Raw genomic sequence first — 15,474 nt, 5'->3', positions numbered from 1 at the left:
CGGCTACCAAGGAGATTGCTATGTTTAACCGAATCCGTATCTCTACCAGTCTTTTCCTGCTGCTGATCTCCTTTTGCATCATGCAACTGATCAGCACCGGGCTCTCTTACGTCGCGCTGCGCGCCGACAACCACAATCTTGAACGTATTACCGTCAGTAGCCAGCAGCGCGATGCGCTTAGCCTCAGCTGGGTATCGCTGCTACAGGCGCGAAATACCCTTAACCGTGCCGGTACCCGCGCGGCGCTGAAGGTGCCGCAGGAGCAGGTGGATGCGCTGATGGGCGGCGCCCGCAGCTCGCTGCAAAAAGCCGATCTCTACTTTAACCAGTTCCTCGACACGCCTCGCGTGGATGAGCAGGAGCAGCAGTTGGCCGATGCCACGCGTGAAAGCTACGAAAAGCTACGCGGCGCGCTGCGCGAACTGATCGTGTTCCTCGAAAATCGCAACCTGCAGGCCTTTATGGACCAGCCGACGCAGAAAATACAGGACCGCTTCGAGGCCGACTTTGTGCAATATCTGCAGCTGGCGAAGGCGACGACCGATGAAGCCAGCGCCTCCAGCCAGCGGGCCTACGGCTGGTCAATCTGGTTGGTTGCCGGGGCGGTGCTGATGCTCTTGGTGGTCACCCTCAGCGCGATGTGGTGGCTGCGAACCATGCTGGTGCAGCCGCTGAATATTATTCGTGGCCACTTTGAACGTATCGCCAGCGGCGATCTTTCCGCGCCGATTGAGGTCTATGGCCGCAACGAAATCAGCCAGCTATTTGCCAGCCTGCAGCGCATGCAACACTCGCTGATTGGTACCGTCGGCGCGGTGCGCGACGGTGCGGAGTCAATTCTTATCGGCCTGCAGGAGATTTCAGAAGGCAACAACGATCTCTCCTCGCGTACCGAACAACAGGCGGCTTCGCTGGAAGAAACCGCCGCCAGTATGGAGCAGCTAACCGCGACGGTAAAACAGAATGCCGATAATGCCCGCCAGGCATCGCAGCTGGCGCGTGATGCTTCTTCAACCGCCGCCAAAGGCGGCGAGCTGGCGGATGATGTGGTCACCACGATGCACGACATCGCCAACAGTTCGCAAAAAATCGGCGCCATTACCAGCGTCATCGACGGCATCGCCTTCCAGACCAATATTCTGGCGCTTAACGCGGCGGTAGAAGCGGCGCGCGCCGGTGAACAGGGGCGCGGCTTTGCGGTGGTGGCTGGTGAAGTGCGTAACCTGGCCAGCCGCAGCGCCCAGGCGGCAAAAGAAATTAAGCTGCTGATCGACGAATCCGTCAGCCGCGTCAAACATGGCTCGGTGCTGGTGGAAAATTCCGGCGCCACCATGCAGGACATCGTGCGCTCGGTAACCCGGGTCACCGACATCATGGGTGAAATCGCCTCCGCCTCTGACGAGCAGAGCCGCGGCATTGAGCAGGTGACGCAGGCGGTTACCCAGATGGATCAGGTCACGCAACAGAACGCCGCCCTGGTGGTGGAATCGGCTTCCGCCGCCGCTGCGCTGGAAGAGCAGGCGATTACCCTCGCCGATGCAGTGGCGGTATTCCGTCTGGCGGACGACAACTTCGTCGCGCCGGAAACCTCATCCACGGTAAAGGAGACCCTGGATTGTCAAACCGCATAAACCGCTCGTATTTTGCCGGTGCGTCGGCATGAAGCAGACAACATCAACCGCGCCGCGCGAAAGCGGCTCGGCGCTGGCGCAGATGGCCCAGCGTCTGCCGCTCTCCGACGCGCATTTTCGCCGCATCAGCCAGCTTATCTATCAGCGCGCCGGGATCGTGCTGGCGGCGCATAAGCGCGAGATGGTGTACAACCGGCTGGTGCGCCGTTTGCGTCTGCTGGGCATTCATGATTTCGGCGACTACCTGGCGCTGCTGGAAAGCGACCCGCACAGCGCCGAGTGGCAGGCGTTTATCAATGCGCTGACCACCAACCTGACGGCCTTTTTTCGCGAGGCGCACCACTTTCCGATTCTGGCGGAGCATGCGCGCTCGCGTCCCGGGAACTATAGCGTGTGGAGCACCGCCGCCTCGACCGGCGAAGAACCTTATTCCATCGCCATTACGCTCGGCGATGCGCTCGGGGAACGTGCGGGCAGTTGCCAGGTCTGGGCCAGCGATATTGACACCCAGGTACTGGAAAAAGCCGAAGCGGGGATTTATCGCCATGACGATCTGCGCACTCTGACGCCAATCCAGATGCAGCGCTATTTTCTGCGCGGCACCGGGCCGCATCAGGGGCTGGTGCGCGTGCGTCAGGAGCTGGCGGCGCGGGTCAACTTCCAGCCGCTGAATCTGCTGGCGCCGGAGTGGGCGCTGCCGGGGCCGTTCGACGCGATTTTTTGCCGCAACGTGATGATCTATTTCGATAAACCGACGCAGGAACGCATCCTGCGCCGCTTTGTCCCCTTGCTTAAACCGGGGGGACTGTTGTTTGCCGGTCACTCCGAGAATTTCAGCCAGATCAGCCGGGATTTCTACCTGCGTGGACAGACCGTGTATGGGCTGACCAAGGAGAAGTAATGAGTAAAATCAGAGTGTTATGTGTTGATGATTCGGCCCTGATGCGCCAGCTGATGACCGAGATCGTCAATGGCCACGCCGATATGGAGATGGTGGCGGTGGCCCCGGACCCGCTGGTCGCACGGGATCTGATCAAAAAATTTAACCCGCAGGTGCTGACGCTGGACGTCGAAATGCCGCGCATGGACGGCCTCGATTTCCTCGAAAAACTGATGCGCCTGCGGCCGATGCCGGTGGTGATGGTTTCGTCGCTGACCGGTAAAGGTTCGGAAATTACCCTGCGCGCGCTGGAGCTGGGGGCGGTGGATTTCGTCACCAAACCGCAGCTCGGGATCCGCGAAGGCATGCTGGCCTACAGTGAACTGATCGGTGAAAAGATCCGCACCGCCGCGCGGGCGCGGCTGCCGCAGCGCGCCAATGGCCAGCCGCCGGCTATTTTAAGCCACGGACCGCTGCTGAGCAGCGAGAAGCTGATCGCCATTGGCGCTTCCACCGGCGGCACCGAAGCCATTCGTCAAGTGCTACAACCGTTGCCGGCCACCAGCCCGGCGCTGCTGATCACCCAGCATATGCCGCCGGGATTTACCCGCTCGTTCGCCGAACGGCTGAACAAGCTGTGCCAGATCACGGTGAAAGAGGCGGAAGAGGGCGAACGCGTGCTGCCGGGACACGCCTATATCGCACCTGGGGATCGCCATCTGGAGCTGGCGCGTAGCGGCGCTAACTATCAGGTCAAGCTGCACGACGGCCCGGCGGTGAATCGCCATCGCCCATCGGTGGATGTGCTGTTTCGCTCGGTGGCCCGCCACGCCGGGCGCAATGCGGTGGGGGTGATCCTCACCGGCATGGGCAACGACGGCGCGCAGGGAATGCTGGAGATGCATCGCGCCGGGGCCTATACCCTGGCGCAGAGCGAAGCGAGCTGCGTGGTGTTCGGCATGCCGCGCGAGGCCATCGCCAGCGGCGGGGTCAGCGAAGTGGTTGAGCTGGAGCGCATGAGCCAACGCATGCTGGCGCAGATAGCCGGCGGCCAGGCGCTGCGAATTTAATTTCACGCCGCCGGGATGTCCCGGCGGCGTGGTGTGACGTGAGTTAAAAATGACACTGTTCAGGGGTAGTAATGGCAGATAAGAATCTCCGTTTTCTGGTCGTCGACGACTTTTCCACCATGCGTCGTATCATCAGAAATTTGCTTAAAGAGCTCGGTTTCAACAACGTCGAAGAGGCGGAAGATGGCGCAGACGCGCTAAATAAGCTGCGGGCCAGCAGCTTTGATTTCGTGGTCTCCGACTGGAATATGCCCAACGTCGACGGTCTGGAACTGTTGCAAACCATTCGTGCAGATAGCGCGCTGGCGGCGATGCCGGTACTAATGGTGACGGCGGAAGCGAAAAAAGAAAATATTATTGCCGCCGCGCAGGCAGGCGCCAGCGGTTATGTGGTGAAACCTTTTACGGCGGCGACGCTGGAAGAAAAGCTCAACAAGATTTTCGAAAAATTGGGCATGTAAGGAGAGGGCGATGAGAGAGATTCCAATGCCTGCCAGCGATGCAGCGACCGCGGGAGAGATAATCTCCCGTATCGGCCAGCTCACCCGCATGCTGCGCGACAGCATGCGCGAGCTGGGGCTCGATCAGGCGATTGCCCAGGCGGCCGAGGCGATCCCGGATGCCCGCGACCGTCTTGATTACGTTGTCACCATGACGGCGCAGGCGGCGGAACGGGCGTTGAGCTGCGTGGAGGCGGCGCAGCCGCGCCAGGCCGAACTGGAGTCCGGCGCCAGCGCGCTAAAATCGCGCTGGGATGAGTGGTTCGCTAATCCGATCGAACTGGACGACGCGCGCGCGCTGGTGACTGACACCCGTGAGTATCTGGATCGGGTGCCGGGCCATACTTCCTTTACCAACGCCCAACTGATGGAAATCATGATGGCGCAGGATTTCCAGGACCTGACCGGTCAGGTTATCAAGCGCATGATGGACGTGGTGCAGGAAATTGAAAAGCAGCTGCTGATGGTGCTGATGGAAAACATGCCGGAACCGCCGGTGAAAGAGAAACGGGCCAACGATAGCCTGCTCAACGGCCCGCAGCTTGACCAGAACGGCGTCGGTGTCATCGCCAACCAGGCGCAGGTTGACGATCTGCTCGATAGTCTCGGTTTCTGACCAGGCGGGGCGCAGGATGCTGCGCCCCAGCCTCCTTTCCCTCATCCGTGAAATAACCCCTCTTTTTCGCCGTTGTTCCGCCAATGACTTCGCCAATTTTTTGGCATGCTGACCGCCATTCTTTACCCTCCCGACACAGGAACTGCAGGCTTGGCCGAAGACAGCGATCTGGAAAAAAGCGAGGCCCCCACCGCCCACCGGTTGGAGAAGGCGCGTGAAGAGGGCCAGATCCCGCGCTCGCGCGAGCTGACCTCGGTGCTGATGCTGGTGGCCGGGCTCGCCATTATTCTGATGTCCGGCAGCAATATCACTCGCCAACTGGCGGAGATGCTGACGCAGGGTCTGCATTTCGACCACGGAATGGTCAGCAATGACAAACAAATGCTGCGCCAGCTGGGAATGCTGCTGCGTCAGGCGGTGCTGGCATTGCTGCCGGTAATGGCCGGGCTGGTGCTGGTGGCGCTGGCTGCGCCAATGCTGCTTGGCGGCATTTTATTCAGCGCCAAGTCGCTCAAATTCGATCTTAAACGGCTGAATCCGCTTTCTGGTCTGAAACGCATGTTCTCCACTCAGGTGCTGGCGGAGCTGTTAAAAGGGATCCTCAAAGCCACGCTGGTCGGCTGGGTAACCGGGCTGTACCTGTGGCACAACTGGGCGGCGATGCTGCATCTGATGACCCAACAGCCGCTCGACGCGTTGGCCAATGCGCTGCAGATGATCCTCTATTGCGGATTTCTGGTGGTGCTCGGATTGACGCCGATGGTGGCATTTGACGTTTTTTATCAGCTGTGGAGCCACTTCAAAAAGCTGAAGATGACCAAACAGGATATTCGCGACGAATTCAAAGATCAGGAAGGCGACCCGCATGTTAAAGGGCGGATCCGCCAACAGCAGCGGGCGATTGCCCAGCGACGGATGATGGCCGATGTGCCGAAAGCGGACGTGATCGTCACTAACCCGACCCACTATGCCGTGGCTCTGCAGTACAACGATAAAAAAATGAGTGCGCCGAAGGTGTTGGCTAAAGGGGCGGGGGAGATTGCGCTGCGTATTCGCGAGTTGGGGGCGCAACACCGCATTCCGATGCTGGAAGCGCCGCCGCTGGCCCGCGCGCTCTATCGCCATAGCGAGATCGGCCAGCATATTCCCGCCACCCTCTATGCCGCGGTCGCCGAAGTGCTGGCCTGGGTTTATCAGCTGCGCCGCTGGCGGCGCGAGGGCGGTCTGATCCCGAAAAAACCTCAACATTTACCGGTGCCGGAAGCACTGGATTTTGCAAAAGAGAGTGACTCTGATGGCTAATTTGGCCTCCCTGCTGCGTTTGCCAGGGAATGTTAAAGATACACAATGGCAGGTGCTGGCAGGCCCAATCTTGATCCTGCTGATTTTGTCGATGATGGTGCTGCCGCTGCCGGCGTTTATTCTCGACCTGCTTTTCACCTTCAATATCGCGTTGTCGATCATGGTGCTGCTGGTGGCGATGTTTACCCAGCGCACGCTGGACTTCGCCGCGTTTCCGACCATTCTGCTGTTCTCGACGCTACTGCGCCTGTCGCTCAACGTCGCCTCGACGCGCATCATTTTGATGGAAGGGCACACCGGGGCCGCCGCCGCGGGGCGGGTCGTGGAGGCCTTCGGTCACTTCCTGGTCGGCGGTAATTTCGCCATCGGTATCGTGGTGTTTATCATTCTCGTACTGATCAACTTCATGGTTATCACCAAAGGCGCCGGGCGTATCGCCGAAGTGGGGGCGCGTTTCGTACTCGACGGCATGCCGGGTAAGCAAATGGCGATCGATGCCGACATGAACGCCGGGCTTATCGGCGAAGAAGAGGCGAAAAAACGCCGCGCCGAAGTCACGCAGGAAGCCGACTTCTACGGTTCGATGGACGGCGCCAGCAAGTTTGTTCGCGGCGATGCCATCGCCGGGCTAATGATTATGGTGATTAACGTGGTCGGCGGACTGCTGGTCGGCGTGGTGCAGCACGGTATGGAGCTGGGCGCGGCGGCGGAAAGCTACACCTTGCTGACCATCGGCGACGGGCTGGTGGCGCAAATCCCGGCGCTGGTGATCTCTACCGCCGCCGGGGTCATCGTTACCCGGGTGGCGACCGATCAGGATGTCGGCGAACAGATGGTCGGCCAGCTATTCAATAACCCAAAGGTCATGCTGTTGTGTGCCGCGGTACTTGGGCTGCTGGGGCTGGTGCCGGGGATGCCGAACCTGGTTTTCCTGCTGTTTACCGCCGCGCTGCTCGGGCTGGCCTGGTGGCTGCGCGGCCGTGAAAAACAGGCGCCGAAAGCCGCCGACGAACCCATCGTGCAGGAGAATACCCAGGCAGCGGAAGCCAGCTGGGCCGATGTCCAGTTGGAAGATCCGCTGGGTATGGAAGTGGGCTACCGGCTAATCCCGATGGTCGATTTTCAGCAAAATGGCGAGCTGCTGGGGCGAATCCGCGGGATCCGCAAGAAATTCGCCCAGGAGATGGGATATCTGCCGCCGGTGGTGCATATTCGCGATAACCTCGAACTGGCGCCCGCCCGCTACCGCATTCTGATGAAAGGAGTGGAAATCGGCAGCGGCGAAGCGCAGCCTGGGCGCTGGCTGGCGATTAACCCCGGCAATGCCATCGGCGAGCTGGCGGGGGATAAAACCATCGATCCGGCCTTCGGTCTGGAGGCGGTGTGGATCGATAGCGCGTTGCGCGAGCAGGCGCAAATCCAGGGCTATACGGTGGTGGAGGCCAGTACGGTGGTGGCAACCCATCTCAACCACCTCATCGGCCAGTTCGCCAGCGAACTGTTTGGCCGCCAGGAGACGCAGCAACTGCTCGACCGCGTGTCGCAGGAGATGCCGAAGCTGACCGAAGATTTCGTACCGGGCGTGGTGTCGCTGACCACGCTGCATAAGGTGTTGCAGAACCTGCTGGCCGAGCGGGTATCGATCCGCGATATGCGTACCATTATCGAGACGCTGGCGGAGCATGCGCCGACGCAAAGCGATCCTTACGAGCTGACCACCGTCGTGCGCGTGGCGCTGGGGCGGGCCATTGCCCAGCAGTGGTTCCCCGGCAACGGCGAAATTCAGGTTATCGGCCTGGATACCCAACTGGAACGACTGCTGCTACAGGCGCTGCAGGGAGGCGGCGGTCTCGAACCGGGGCTTGCCGACCGCCTGCTTGAGCAGGCGCGGCAGGCGCTGCAGCGCCAGGAGATGCTCAGCGCGCCGCCGGTGCTGCTGGTTAACCACGCGCTGCGCCCGCTACTGGCGCGCTTCCTGCGTCGTAGCCTGCCGCAGATGGCGGTGCTTTCCAACCTGGAGATCAACGACGATCGCCAGATTCGCATGACCTCAACCATTGGAGCGGCCTGATGACGCGCTATCTTCCTTTATTGTGCCTTTTATTGCCGGTTGCCGCCGGCGCGGCGTCGGGCTCATGGATTGCCGAAGGGCCCGGCGTCACTCTTGAACAGGGCGGGATGAGTGATTCTTCCGCCGCGCTGCTGCCGCCCAATACGCTACCCGGCGGCAATGCGCGCATCGAGACCGTTAGCTGGCGCTATCGTCTGCTGTCAGCGGAGCCGGCGGGGCTGCAGGTGCATTTATGTAGCCTGAATCGCTGTATTCCGCTGACCAGCGCCAGCGGTACCAGCCACGCGTTGGCAGGCGAGGCGGCAGAAGGGCCGCTGCGGTTTGTCTATTCCGTACAGACCCGCGGGCCGTTAAACCCGCCGCTGCGGGCGATTGCCAATCAGGTTATCGTTAATTATCAGTAGTCGCGGGGGAAAGTTTTGTATTAATACAGACCGTAGGCCGGATAAGGCGCAGCCGCCATCCGGCGCTACGCTTGCGCGGGCCTACAGATCACATGCCGGCGTAGGTCAGGTAAGCGTAGCGCCACCTGACAAAAAACGGCGCTACGGGTAACCGTCGCCATTGGGGAAATACAGAGAAAGGAATTCAGACGCCGATTTTACGGCCCAGCAGACTCGCGGTGCGCGACTGGCCATCCGGCCCGTACAGCGATTTATTATTCTTGCTAAGAATTGCCAGCGCCTGCTGGTTATGGGCGATCTGTTGATTGAGCAACAGGCCGTTATGCTGATTCTTTTCACGCAGGCTCTGGCTTAACTGTTGGATCTGCCGCCAGCTTTCGCCGAAGCTTTCATGGCCGGGGTAAGGCGCGCGTAGCGCAAGGTTAGCTTCCAGCGCCGGACGCTGTTGTTCAAGCCAGGCTACCGTCGCCAGCAGTTGACTCTTGCTATCGGTGACGCGCTGCAGCGCTACGCCGGGCAGTTCATCCGCACACAGCAACTGTTGCTCTTGCGCCAGCACGTCATCCAGCGCCCGCAGGGTTTCCGCCAGTTTATCCAGCAGAGTGCGTAATCTGTCCATCATCAGGCCTTATCTGTTTTGCTACCGGCAAGGCGCTGGATATCGTTGTGCGCATCCTGCAGCAGGGCGTCGGCGATTTTGCCCGCGTCCATTTTCAGTTCGCCGCTACGAATCGCCTGTTTGATGGCCTCGACCCGGTTCATATCAATATCCTGGGTGCCTGGCTGCATCAGCCGCGCCTGCGCATCGCTCAGTTTCACTTTGGTGGCGCTAACGGCGGTTTCCGCCGCGGTGGCCTTGCGCGGCTGAAGCGGGTTGTCGGCCGGGGTTTCACGCGGCTGCACCGTGGAAACCGGCTGTAACCGCTGGGTGCGATCGATACTCATGGTCCATCTCCAAAATGGGTTTCTAATGGGGTTATCGGCAGGGGCTGGCAAACCTTTACTTTTTTATAACGTAATACGGATGGCGCCATCCTCCCCGGCGATACCGCTGACGATTTTGCCGGAAACCATGCGCACGCGCACGCTATCTTCGGCTGCCGCGTTATTCATTGCTTTACCGGAACCGCTGATGCTAAAGCCATCGCCCTCGGCCATGACCTGTACCGGCTGACCGGCTTTGATCACCCAAGCGCGACGCAGCATGGACAGCGTCAGCGGTTGGCCTGGGCTGATATTTCGCAGCGTCACGGCGCCCAGCGCTTTCTTGCTGTCGGTCAGCGTACGCGGCGGCAGGGTATCGAGCCTGCCTGATTTTAGCACCACATCCGCTGGGGTCAGCGGCGTTCCGCCGCTAATACCGCGCGCCACCGTCAGATAACGGCCAAATACCTGCACCTGGGTCTGAATAAACCGCCGCTCCTGCCCGCAGCGGGCAGAGACGCTGATATTGCCGCCGATTCGCGCATTGGGCGGCAGCGACAGCTGCGGTAATTCACACGGCGGCCACTGGGCGGGCGGCGTGCGCACCAGCACTTTCACCTGCACGGCATTATCGTTGAATTTGCTTTTAATGAAGCTTTCGATTTGCGTCGCCAGCGTGTCGGCGCGGGCGCTCAGGCTGCACAGCAGGCCGACCAGCAGGATTTTACTTTTCATCGCGTTCCCCTCACGCCACCCGGAAAGGGGTTAAGTGTAACGGCTGCCCCGAGGGACTAAACAGATAAATAGCGCCCCATTTTGCCCCTATTCCCGCGATAGGTTGGCGCAGGGGGCGTTTATGCTGTCGGCTCCAAATTCTAACCTTGCGGAGGGAGCATGCTCGACAAACTGGACGCTGCTCTGCGTTTTGGCCAGGAGGCGCTGAACCTGCGCGCCCAGCGCCAGGAAATACTGGCCGCCAATATCGCCAACGCAGACACGCCGGGCTATCAGGCGCGGGATATCGATTTCGCCAGCCAACTGAATAAAGTCCTGCAACAGGGGCGGGTAAACGGCAACGGCATGGCGCTTAACCTGACGGCGGCGCGCCATATTCCGGCGCAAACCATGCAGCCGCCGGAGCTGGATCTGCTGTTCCGGGTGCCGGACCAGCCGTCGATGGACGGCAACACGGTGGACATGGATCGCGAACGCACCAACTTCGCTGACAACAGCCTGAAATATCAGACCGACCTGACGCTGCTCAACGGTCAGATCAAAGGGATGATGTCGGTGCTGCAACAAGGATAAGGCGAATGTCTTTACTCAATATTTTTGATATCTCCGGCTCGGCGCTCTCGGCCCAGTCGCAGCGGATGAACGTCAGCGCCAGCAATATGGCCAACGCCGATAGCGTCACCGGCCCGGATGGCGAACCCTATCGCGCGAAGCAGGTGGTGTTCGAAGTGGCCGCGGCGCCAGGGCAGCAGACCGGCGGCGTGCGCGTCTCGCAGGTGGTCGATGACCCGGCGCCCGCTCGGATGGTTTATCAACCGGGCAACCCGTTGGCTGATGCTAAGGGTTATGTGCGGATGCCGAACGTCGATGTGGTGAGCGAAATGGTTAACACCATCTCCGCCTCCCGCAGCTATCAGGCCAACGTCGAAGTGCTCAACACCACTAAGTCGATGATGATGAAAACCCTGACATTGGGTCAGTAACCGGAGATCCCGATGGCTATCGCCGCAACCACCAATGAATCGACCAATAACGCGGTTCTTGATTCCGCCAGCAAAAGCAGCACCAGCCAGGATCTGCATAACAGCTTCCTGACGTTGCTGGTGGCGCAGTTGAAAAATCAGGACCCGACCAACCCGATGCAAAACAACGAGCTGACCTCGCAGCTGGCGCAGATTAATACCGTACAGGGCATCGAAAAACTCAACACCACCCTTGGCGCGATCTCCGGGCAGATCAACAGCAACCAGTCGCTGCAGGCCAGCGCGCTGATCGGCCACGGCGTGATGGTACCGGGTAATAACATTCTGGTCGGCAGTAAAGAAGGGCAGGTCAGCACCACGCCGTTTGGCGTCGAGCTGGAACGGGCCGCCGATCAGGTCACGGCAACCATTACCAACGCCAACGGCCAGGTGGTGCGGACCATTGAGATTGGCGGCCTCACCGCCGGGGTGCACGCCTTCACCTGGGACGGCTCGCTGGATGATGGTACCGCCGCGCCGGACGGCGCCTATAAAGTGGCGATTAACGCCAAGGGCAACGGCGAGCAGTTGGTGGCGCGCAGCCTGCATTTCGGCATGGTTAACGGCGTGATTAACGACAGCAACGGCGCGAAGCTGGATCTCGGCCTGGCCGGTAACGCCAGTCTCGAGGAAGTGCGGCAGATCCTGTAATTCGCATCTGGATTTTATCGATATCCTCAATATTTGGAGAGTAACATGGCCTTTTCTCAGGCAGTCAGCGGCTTAAACGCGGCGGCCACCAATCTCGACGTGATTGGCAACAACATCGCTAACTCCGCGACCGCGGGTTTCAAATCCGGCAGCGTGTCGTTCGCCGATATGTTTGCCGGTTCGCAGGTCGGGCTGGGGGTTAAAGTTTCCGGGATCACCCAGAACTTTAAAGGCGGCACCACCACCGGCACCAGCCGCGCGCTGGATGTGGCGATCAACGGCAACGGCTTCTTCCGCATGCAGGATAAAGACGGCGGTATTTTCTATACCCGCAACGGTCAGTTTAAGCTGGACGAAAACCGCAATCTGACCAATATGCAGGGGCTGCAGCTTACCGGCTATCCGGCCGCCGGCACGCCGCCGACCATTCAGCAGGGCGCCAACCCGGTACCGCTGAGCATACCGGAAGGGATGATGAACGCCAAAGCGTCGACTTCCGGTGAAATGGTCGCCAACCTGAAGTCCACGCATAAAGTGCCGGAGAACAAGACCTTCGACCCGGCGAAGCAGGATAGCTACAACTACGTCAACACCATCACCGCCTACGATTCGCTGGGTAACGCCCACAACATCAACGCCTATTTCGTGAAAACCGACGATAACAAATGGCAGGTCTATACCCAGGACGGCAGCGCGGCTGCGGTCAGCGCGGGCACCATGGAGTTCAATACCAGCGGCAACCTGGTCAGCGTTAACGGCCAGGCGGGCGAGTTCAGCATGACCATTCCGATGAGCGCGAAAGACGGCGCCCCGGCGCAGAACTTCACGCTCAGCTTCGCCGGTAGTATGCAGCAGAACGTCGGTAGCGATTCGGTGAGTAAAGTGGCGCAGGATGGTTATGCCGCCGGTGAATACACCAACTTCCAGATTAATGATGACGGTACCGTCGTCGGTATCTACTCCAACCAGCAGACCCAGGTCCTGGGGCAGATTGTGATGGCCAACTTCTCCAACCCGGAAGGTCTGGCGTCGCAGGGCGATAACGTCTGGCAGGAGACCGGCGCGTCCGGCCAGCCACGCGTGGGACTCTCCGGCGGCGGCGGTTTTGGCAAGCTGACCAGCGGCGCGTTGGAATCGTCCAACGTCGACCTGAGCCAGGAGCTGGTGAACATGATTGTCGCCCAGCGTAACTATCAGTCCAACGCCCAGACCATCAAGACGCAGGATTCGATCCTGCAGACGCTGGTCAGCCTGCGCTAACGGAACTGAGTTATGGATCACGCGATTTATACCGCGATGGGCGCCGCGCGCCAGACGCTGGAGCAACAGTCGATTACCGCCAACAATCTCGCCAACGCCTCGACGCCGGGCTTTCGCGCCCAGCTCGCCGCGCTACGCGCGGTGCCGGTTGACGGGCCGAGCCTCGCCACCCGCACGCTGGTGGCGGCCTCGACGCCGGGCGCCGATATGAGCCAGGGGGCGCTGAACTACACCGGGCGCCCGCTGGACGTGGCGCTGCAGCAGGACGGTTTTCTGGCACTCAGCCTGCCGGGCGGCGGCGAAGCCTATACCCGCAACGGCAGCATTCAGGTTTCAGCTAACGGTCAGTTGACGGTGCAGGGAATGCCGCTGCAGGGCGACGGCGGGCCGATTGAGGTGCCGCCGTCGGCGGAAATCACTATCGCCGCCGACGGCACGATTTCGGCGCTGAACCCCGGCGATCCGCCGAACACCATCGCGCAAATTGGCCGCCTGAAGCTGGTGAAAGCCGACGCGCGCGAAGTAATGCGCGGCGATGACGGCCTGTTCCGCTTAACCCCGGAAACCCAGCAGCGCCGCGGCAACTTGTTGGCTAACGACCCGCAGGTGCGGGTCATGCCCGGCGTGCTGGAGGGCAGTAACGTCAAGCCGATGGAGACCATGGTCGATATGATCGCCAACGCCCGTCGCTTTGAAATGCAAATGAAGGTCATCCACAGCGTGGATGAGAACGAACAGCGGGCGAACTCTCTGCTGTCAGTAAGCTGATAGCCAGTCGGCCCGCGGCCAAAGGAAATAACCAATGATTCCCTCTTTATGGATTGCGAAAACCGGTCTTGATGCGCAGCAGACCAATATGGACGTGATCGCCAACAACCTGGCGAACGTCAGCACCAACGGTTTTAAACGCCAGCGCGCGGTGTTTGAAGACCTGCTGTACCAGACCATGCGCCAGCCGGGGGCGCAGTCCTCCGAGCAGACCACGCTGCCTTCCGGCCTGCAGATCGGTACCGGCGTGCGCCCGGTCGCCACCGAGCGTCTGCATAGCCAGGGCAACCTGTCGCAGACCAACAACAGCAAAGACGTGGCGATTAAAGGCCAGGGCTTCTTCCAGGTCCTGCTGCCGGACGGCAGCCAGGCTTACACCCGCGACGGCTCGTTCCAGATCGATCAGAACGGCCAGCTGGTGACCGCCAGCGGCTTCCAGGTACAGCCGGCGATCACCATACCGGCCAACGCGTTGACCATTACCATCGCCCGCGATGGCATCGTGAGCGTCACCCAGCAGGGGCAGACCGCCGCCCAGCAGGTCGGTCAACTGACGTTAACCACCTTTATTAACGACAGCGGCCTCGAAAGCGTGGGCGAGAACCTGTACCAGGAAACGGAGAGCTCTGGCGCGCCGAATGAGAGCACGCCGGGCCTGAACGGCGCCGGTATGCTCTACCAGGGCTATGTGGAGACCTCGAACGTCAACGTGGCGGAAGAGCTCGTCAATATGATCCAGACCCAGCGCGCCTATGAGATCAACAGCAAAGCGGTTTCGACGTCGGATCAGATGCTGCAGAAGCTGACCCAACTGTAATGTTTGATGACGGGCGTCGCCTGCCGCGCCCGTCGCTATTTTGGTGTAACAAAGGCGATACCCCGTGGTAACCACACATTCGATGGCCACCCTGCCGCGCCAGGGACAACGCTTGCTGGCTGGCATGGTGATGCTGACGCTGAGCGGCTGCGCGTACATTCCGCATAAACCGTTGGTCGATGGTTCGACCTCGGCGCAGCCCGCGCCGCCGACCGCGCCGGTACCGAACGGCTCAATTTTTCAGGCTGCGCAGCCGATGAACTACGGCTATCAGCCGCTGTTCGAAGACCGCCGCCCGCGCAATGTTGGCGACACGTTGACTATTGTGCTGCAGGAAAACGTCAGCGCCAGCAAGAGTTCTTCCGCCAATGCCAGCCGTAACGGTTCCAGCAAGTTTGGCGTCGCCACCGCGCCGCGCTACTTAGACGGCCTGCTGGGCAACGCCCGCGCCGATATGGATATTTCCGGCGATAACAGTTTCGGCGGTAAAGGCGGGGCGAACGCCAATAACACCTTCAACGGCACCATTACCGTCACCGTTAATCAGGTGTTGAGCAACGGCAACCTGCACGTGGTGGGGGAAAAACAGATCGCCATTAACCAGGGCACCGAGTTCATCCGCTTCTCCGGGGTGGTTAACCCGCGCACCATCAGCGGTAGCAACTCGGTTACCTCAACGCAGGTGGCGGACGCGCGCATCGAGTATGTCGGCAACGGCTACATCAATGAAGCGCAGACGATGGGCTGGCTGCAGCGGTTCTTCCTCAACGTCTCCCCGTACTAATGAGCGGGCCATTGGCGCTGTTACTGAAAAGAGATTCAC

18 protein-coding genes are annotated in these 15,474 nt (G+C 60.4%); 15 read left to right on the top strand and 3 right to left on the bottom strand.

Annotation, left to right across the window (positions count from 1 at the left end):
- The first annotated feature begins 20 nt into the window (after positions 1–20).
- From ACSEMK_RS16420 to ACSEMK_RS16385, 8 genes are all read left to right on the top strand, one after another.
- A complete protein-coding gene (locus ACSEMK_RS16420; RefSeq protein ID WP_213317018.1) occupies positions 21–1,631 on the top strand; it encodes a methyl-accepting chemotaxis protein in 1,611 nt (536 codons plus the stop codon).
- Between the two features lie 28 nt (positions 1,632–1,659).
- Positions 1,660–2,532, top strand: coding sequence for a protein-glutamate O-methyltransferase CheR (cheR, locus tag ACSEMK_RS16415; protein WP_113374266.1), 873 nt, complete (start codon positions 1,660–1,662; stop codon positions 2,530–2,532).
- Complete coding sequence (locus tag ACSEMK_RS16410) at positions 2,532–3,581, top strand: protein-glutamate methylesterase/protein-glutamine glutaminase (protein ID WP_045397782.1); 1,050 nt, start codon at positions 2,532–2,534, stop codon at positions 3,579–3,581. The genes cheR and ACSEMK_RS16410 overlap by 1 nt, the downstream gene beginning before the upstream one ends.
- Before the next feature lie 71 nt (positions 3,582–3,652).
- On the top strand, positions 3,653–4,042 hold the full coding sequence (cheY, locus tag ACSEMK_RS16405; protein WP_213793862.1) for a chemotaxis response regulator CheY: 390 nt from the start codon (positions 3,653–3,655) through the stop codon (positions 4,040–4,042).
- 10 nt (positions 4,043–4,052) lie between these two features.
- Positions 4,053–4,697, top strand: coding sequence for a protein phosphatase CheZ (gene cheZ, locus ACSEMK_RS16400; protein WP_087858106.1), 645 nt, complete (start codon positions 4,053–4,055; stop codon positions 4,695–4,697).
- Between the two features lie 150 nt (positions 4,698–4,847).
- A complete protein-coding gene (flhB, locus tag ACSEMK_RS16395; RefSeq protein WP_430914992.1) occupies positions 4,848–5,999 on the top strand; it encodes a flagellar biosynthesis protein FlhB in 1,152 nt (383 codons plus the stop codon).
- Positions 5,992–8,070, top strand: coding sequence for a flagellar biosynthesis protein FlhA (gene flhA / locus ACSEMK_RS16390; protein ID WP_020079225.1), 2,079 nt, complete (start codon positions 5,992–5,994; stop codon positions 8,068–8,070). Before flhB ends, flhA begins: the two co-directional genes overlap by 8 nt.
- Positions 8,070–8,474, top strand: a complete 405-nt coding sequence (locus ACSEMK_RS16385) for a flagellar protein FlhE (RefSeq protein WP_047065474.1) — start codon at positions 8,070–8,072, stop codon at positions 8,472–8,474. The genes flhA and ACSEMK_RS16385 overlap by 1 nt, the downstream gene beginning before the upstream one ends.
- 184 nt (positions 8,475–8,658) lie before the next feature.
- Here the strand turns inward: ACSEMK_RS16385 and ACSEMK_RS16380 are convergent, their stop codons facing one another.
- The 3 genes from ACSEMK_RS16380 to flgA all read right to left on the bottom strand — a co-directional run bounded on the left by ACSEMK_RS16380 (position 8,659) and on the right by flgA (position 10,133).
- Entirely contained in the window at positions 8,659–9,093 is a 435-nt protein-coding gene (locus ACSEMK_RS16380) for a flagella synthesis protein FlgN (RefSeq protein WP_162750210.1), read from the bottom strand.
- 2 nt (positions 9,094–9,095) lie between these two features.
- A complete protein-coding gene (gene flgM, locus ACSEMK_RS16375) occupies positions 9,096–9,419 on the bottom strand; it encodes a flagellar biosynthesis anti-sigma factor FlgM (protein ID WP_015704933.1) in 324 nt (107 codons plus the stop codon).
- A gap of 63 nt (positions 9,420–9,482) precedes the next feature.
- Positions 9,483–10,133, bottom strand: a complete 651-nt coding sequence (flgA, locus tag ACSEMK_RS16370) for a flagellar basal body P-ring formation chaperone FlgA (RefSeq protein WP_430914993.1) — start codon at positions 10,131–10,133, stop codon at positions 9,483–9,485.
- Between the two features lie 159 nt (positions 10,134–10,292).
- Here flgA and flgB point away from each other — a divergent pair, with 159 nt between their 5' ends.
- The 7 genes from flgB (at position 10,293) to flgH (ending at position 15,435) form a co-directional block, all read left to right on the top strand.
- Entirely contained in the window at positions 10,293–10,706 is a 414-nt protein-coding gene (gene flgB / locus ACSEMK_RS16365; protein WP_015367330.1) for a flagellar basal body rod protein FlgB, read from the top strand.
- A 5-nt stretch (positions 10,707–10,711) separates the two neighbouring features.
- The gene (flgC, locus tag ACSEMK_RS16360) at positions 10,712–11,116 is read left to right on the top strand and encodes a flagellar basal body rod protein FlgC (protein ID WP_015367329.1); all 405 of its coding nucleotides are present in this window, start codon (positions 10,712–10,714) and stop codon (positions 11,114–11,116) included.
- Positions 11,117–11,128: 12 nt separating this feature from the next.
- Positions 11,129–11,806, top strand: a complete 678-nt coding sequence (gene flgD / locus ACSEMK_RS16355) for a flagellar hook assembly protein FlgD (RefSeq protein ID WP_015367328.1) — start codon at positions 11,129–11,131, stop codon at positions 11,804–11,806.
- A 45-nt stretch (positions 11,807–11,851) separates the two neighbouring features.
- Positions 11,852–13,066 carry a flagellar hook protein FlgE gene (gene flgE, locus ACSEMK_RS16350; RefSeq protein ID WP_015367327.1) on the top strand — a complete coding sequence of 405 codons (1,215 nt, stop codon included), beginning with the start codon at positions 11,852–11,854 and terminating at the stop codon, positions 13,064–13,066.
- A gap of 12 nt (positions 13,067–13,078) precedes the next feature.
- Positions 13,079–13,834 (top strand): flagellar basal body rod protein FlgF, encoded by a 756-nt coding sequence (locus ACSEMK_RS16345; RefSeq protein WP_015704934.1) that lies wholly within the window; start codon positions 13,079–13,081, stop codon positions 13,832–13,834.
- Between the two features lie 34 nt (positions 13,835–13,868).
- Positions 13,869–14,651 (top strand): flagellar basal-body rod protein FlgG, encoded by a 783-nt coding sequence (gene flgG, locus ACSEMK_RS16340; protein ID WP_015367325.1) that lies wholly within the window; start codon positions 13,869–13,871, stop codon positions 14,649–14,651.
- An 82-nt stretch (positions 14,652–14,733) separates the two neighbouring features.
- Positions 14,734–15,435, top strand: a complete 702-nt coding sequence (gene flgH / locus ACSEMK_RS16335) for a flagellar basal body L-ring protein FlgH (protein ID WP_015367324.1) — start codon at positions 14,734–14,736, stop codon at positions 15,433–15,435.
- Positions 15,436–15,474: the final 39 nt, after the last annotated feature.

The organism is Klebsiella sp. K-3, assembly GCF_051207495.1.
GTDB classification, from domain to species: domain Bacteria; phylum Pseudomonadota; class Gammaproteobacteria; order Enterobacterales; family Enterobacteriaceae; genus Klebsiella; species Klebsiella aerogenes.
This window is presented reverse-complemented; position numbering and strand designations above follow the sequence as displayed.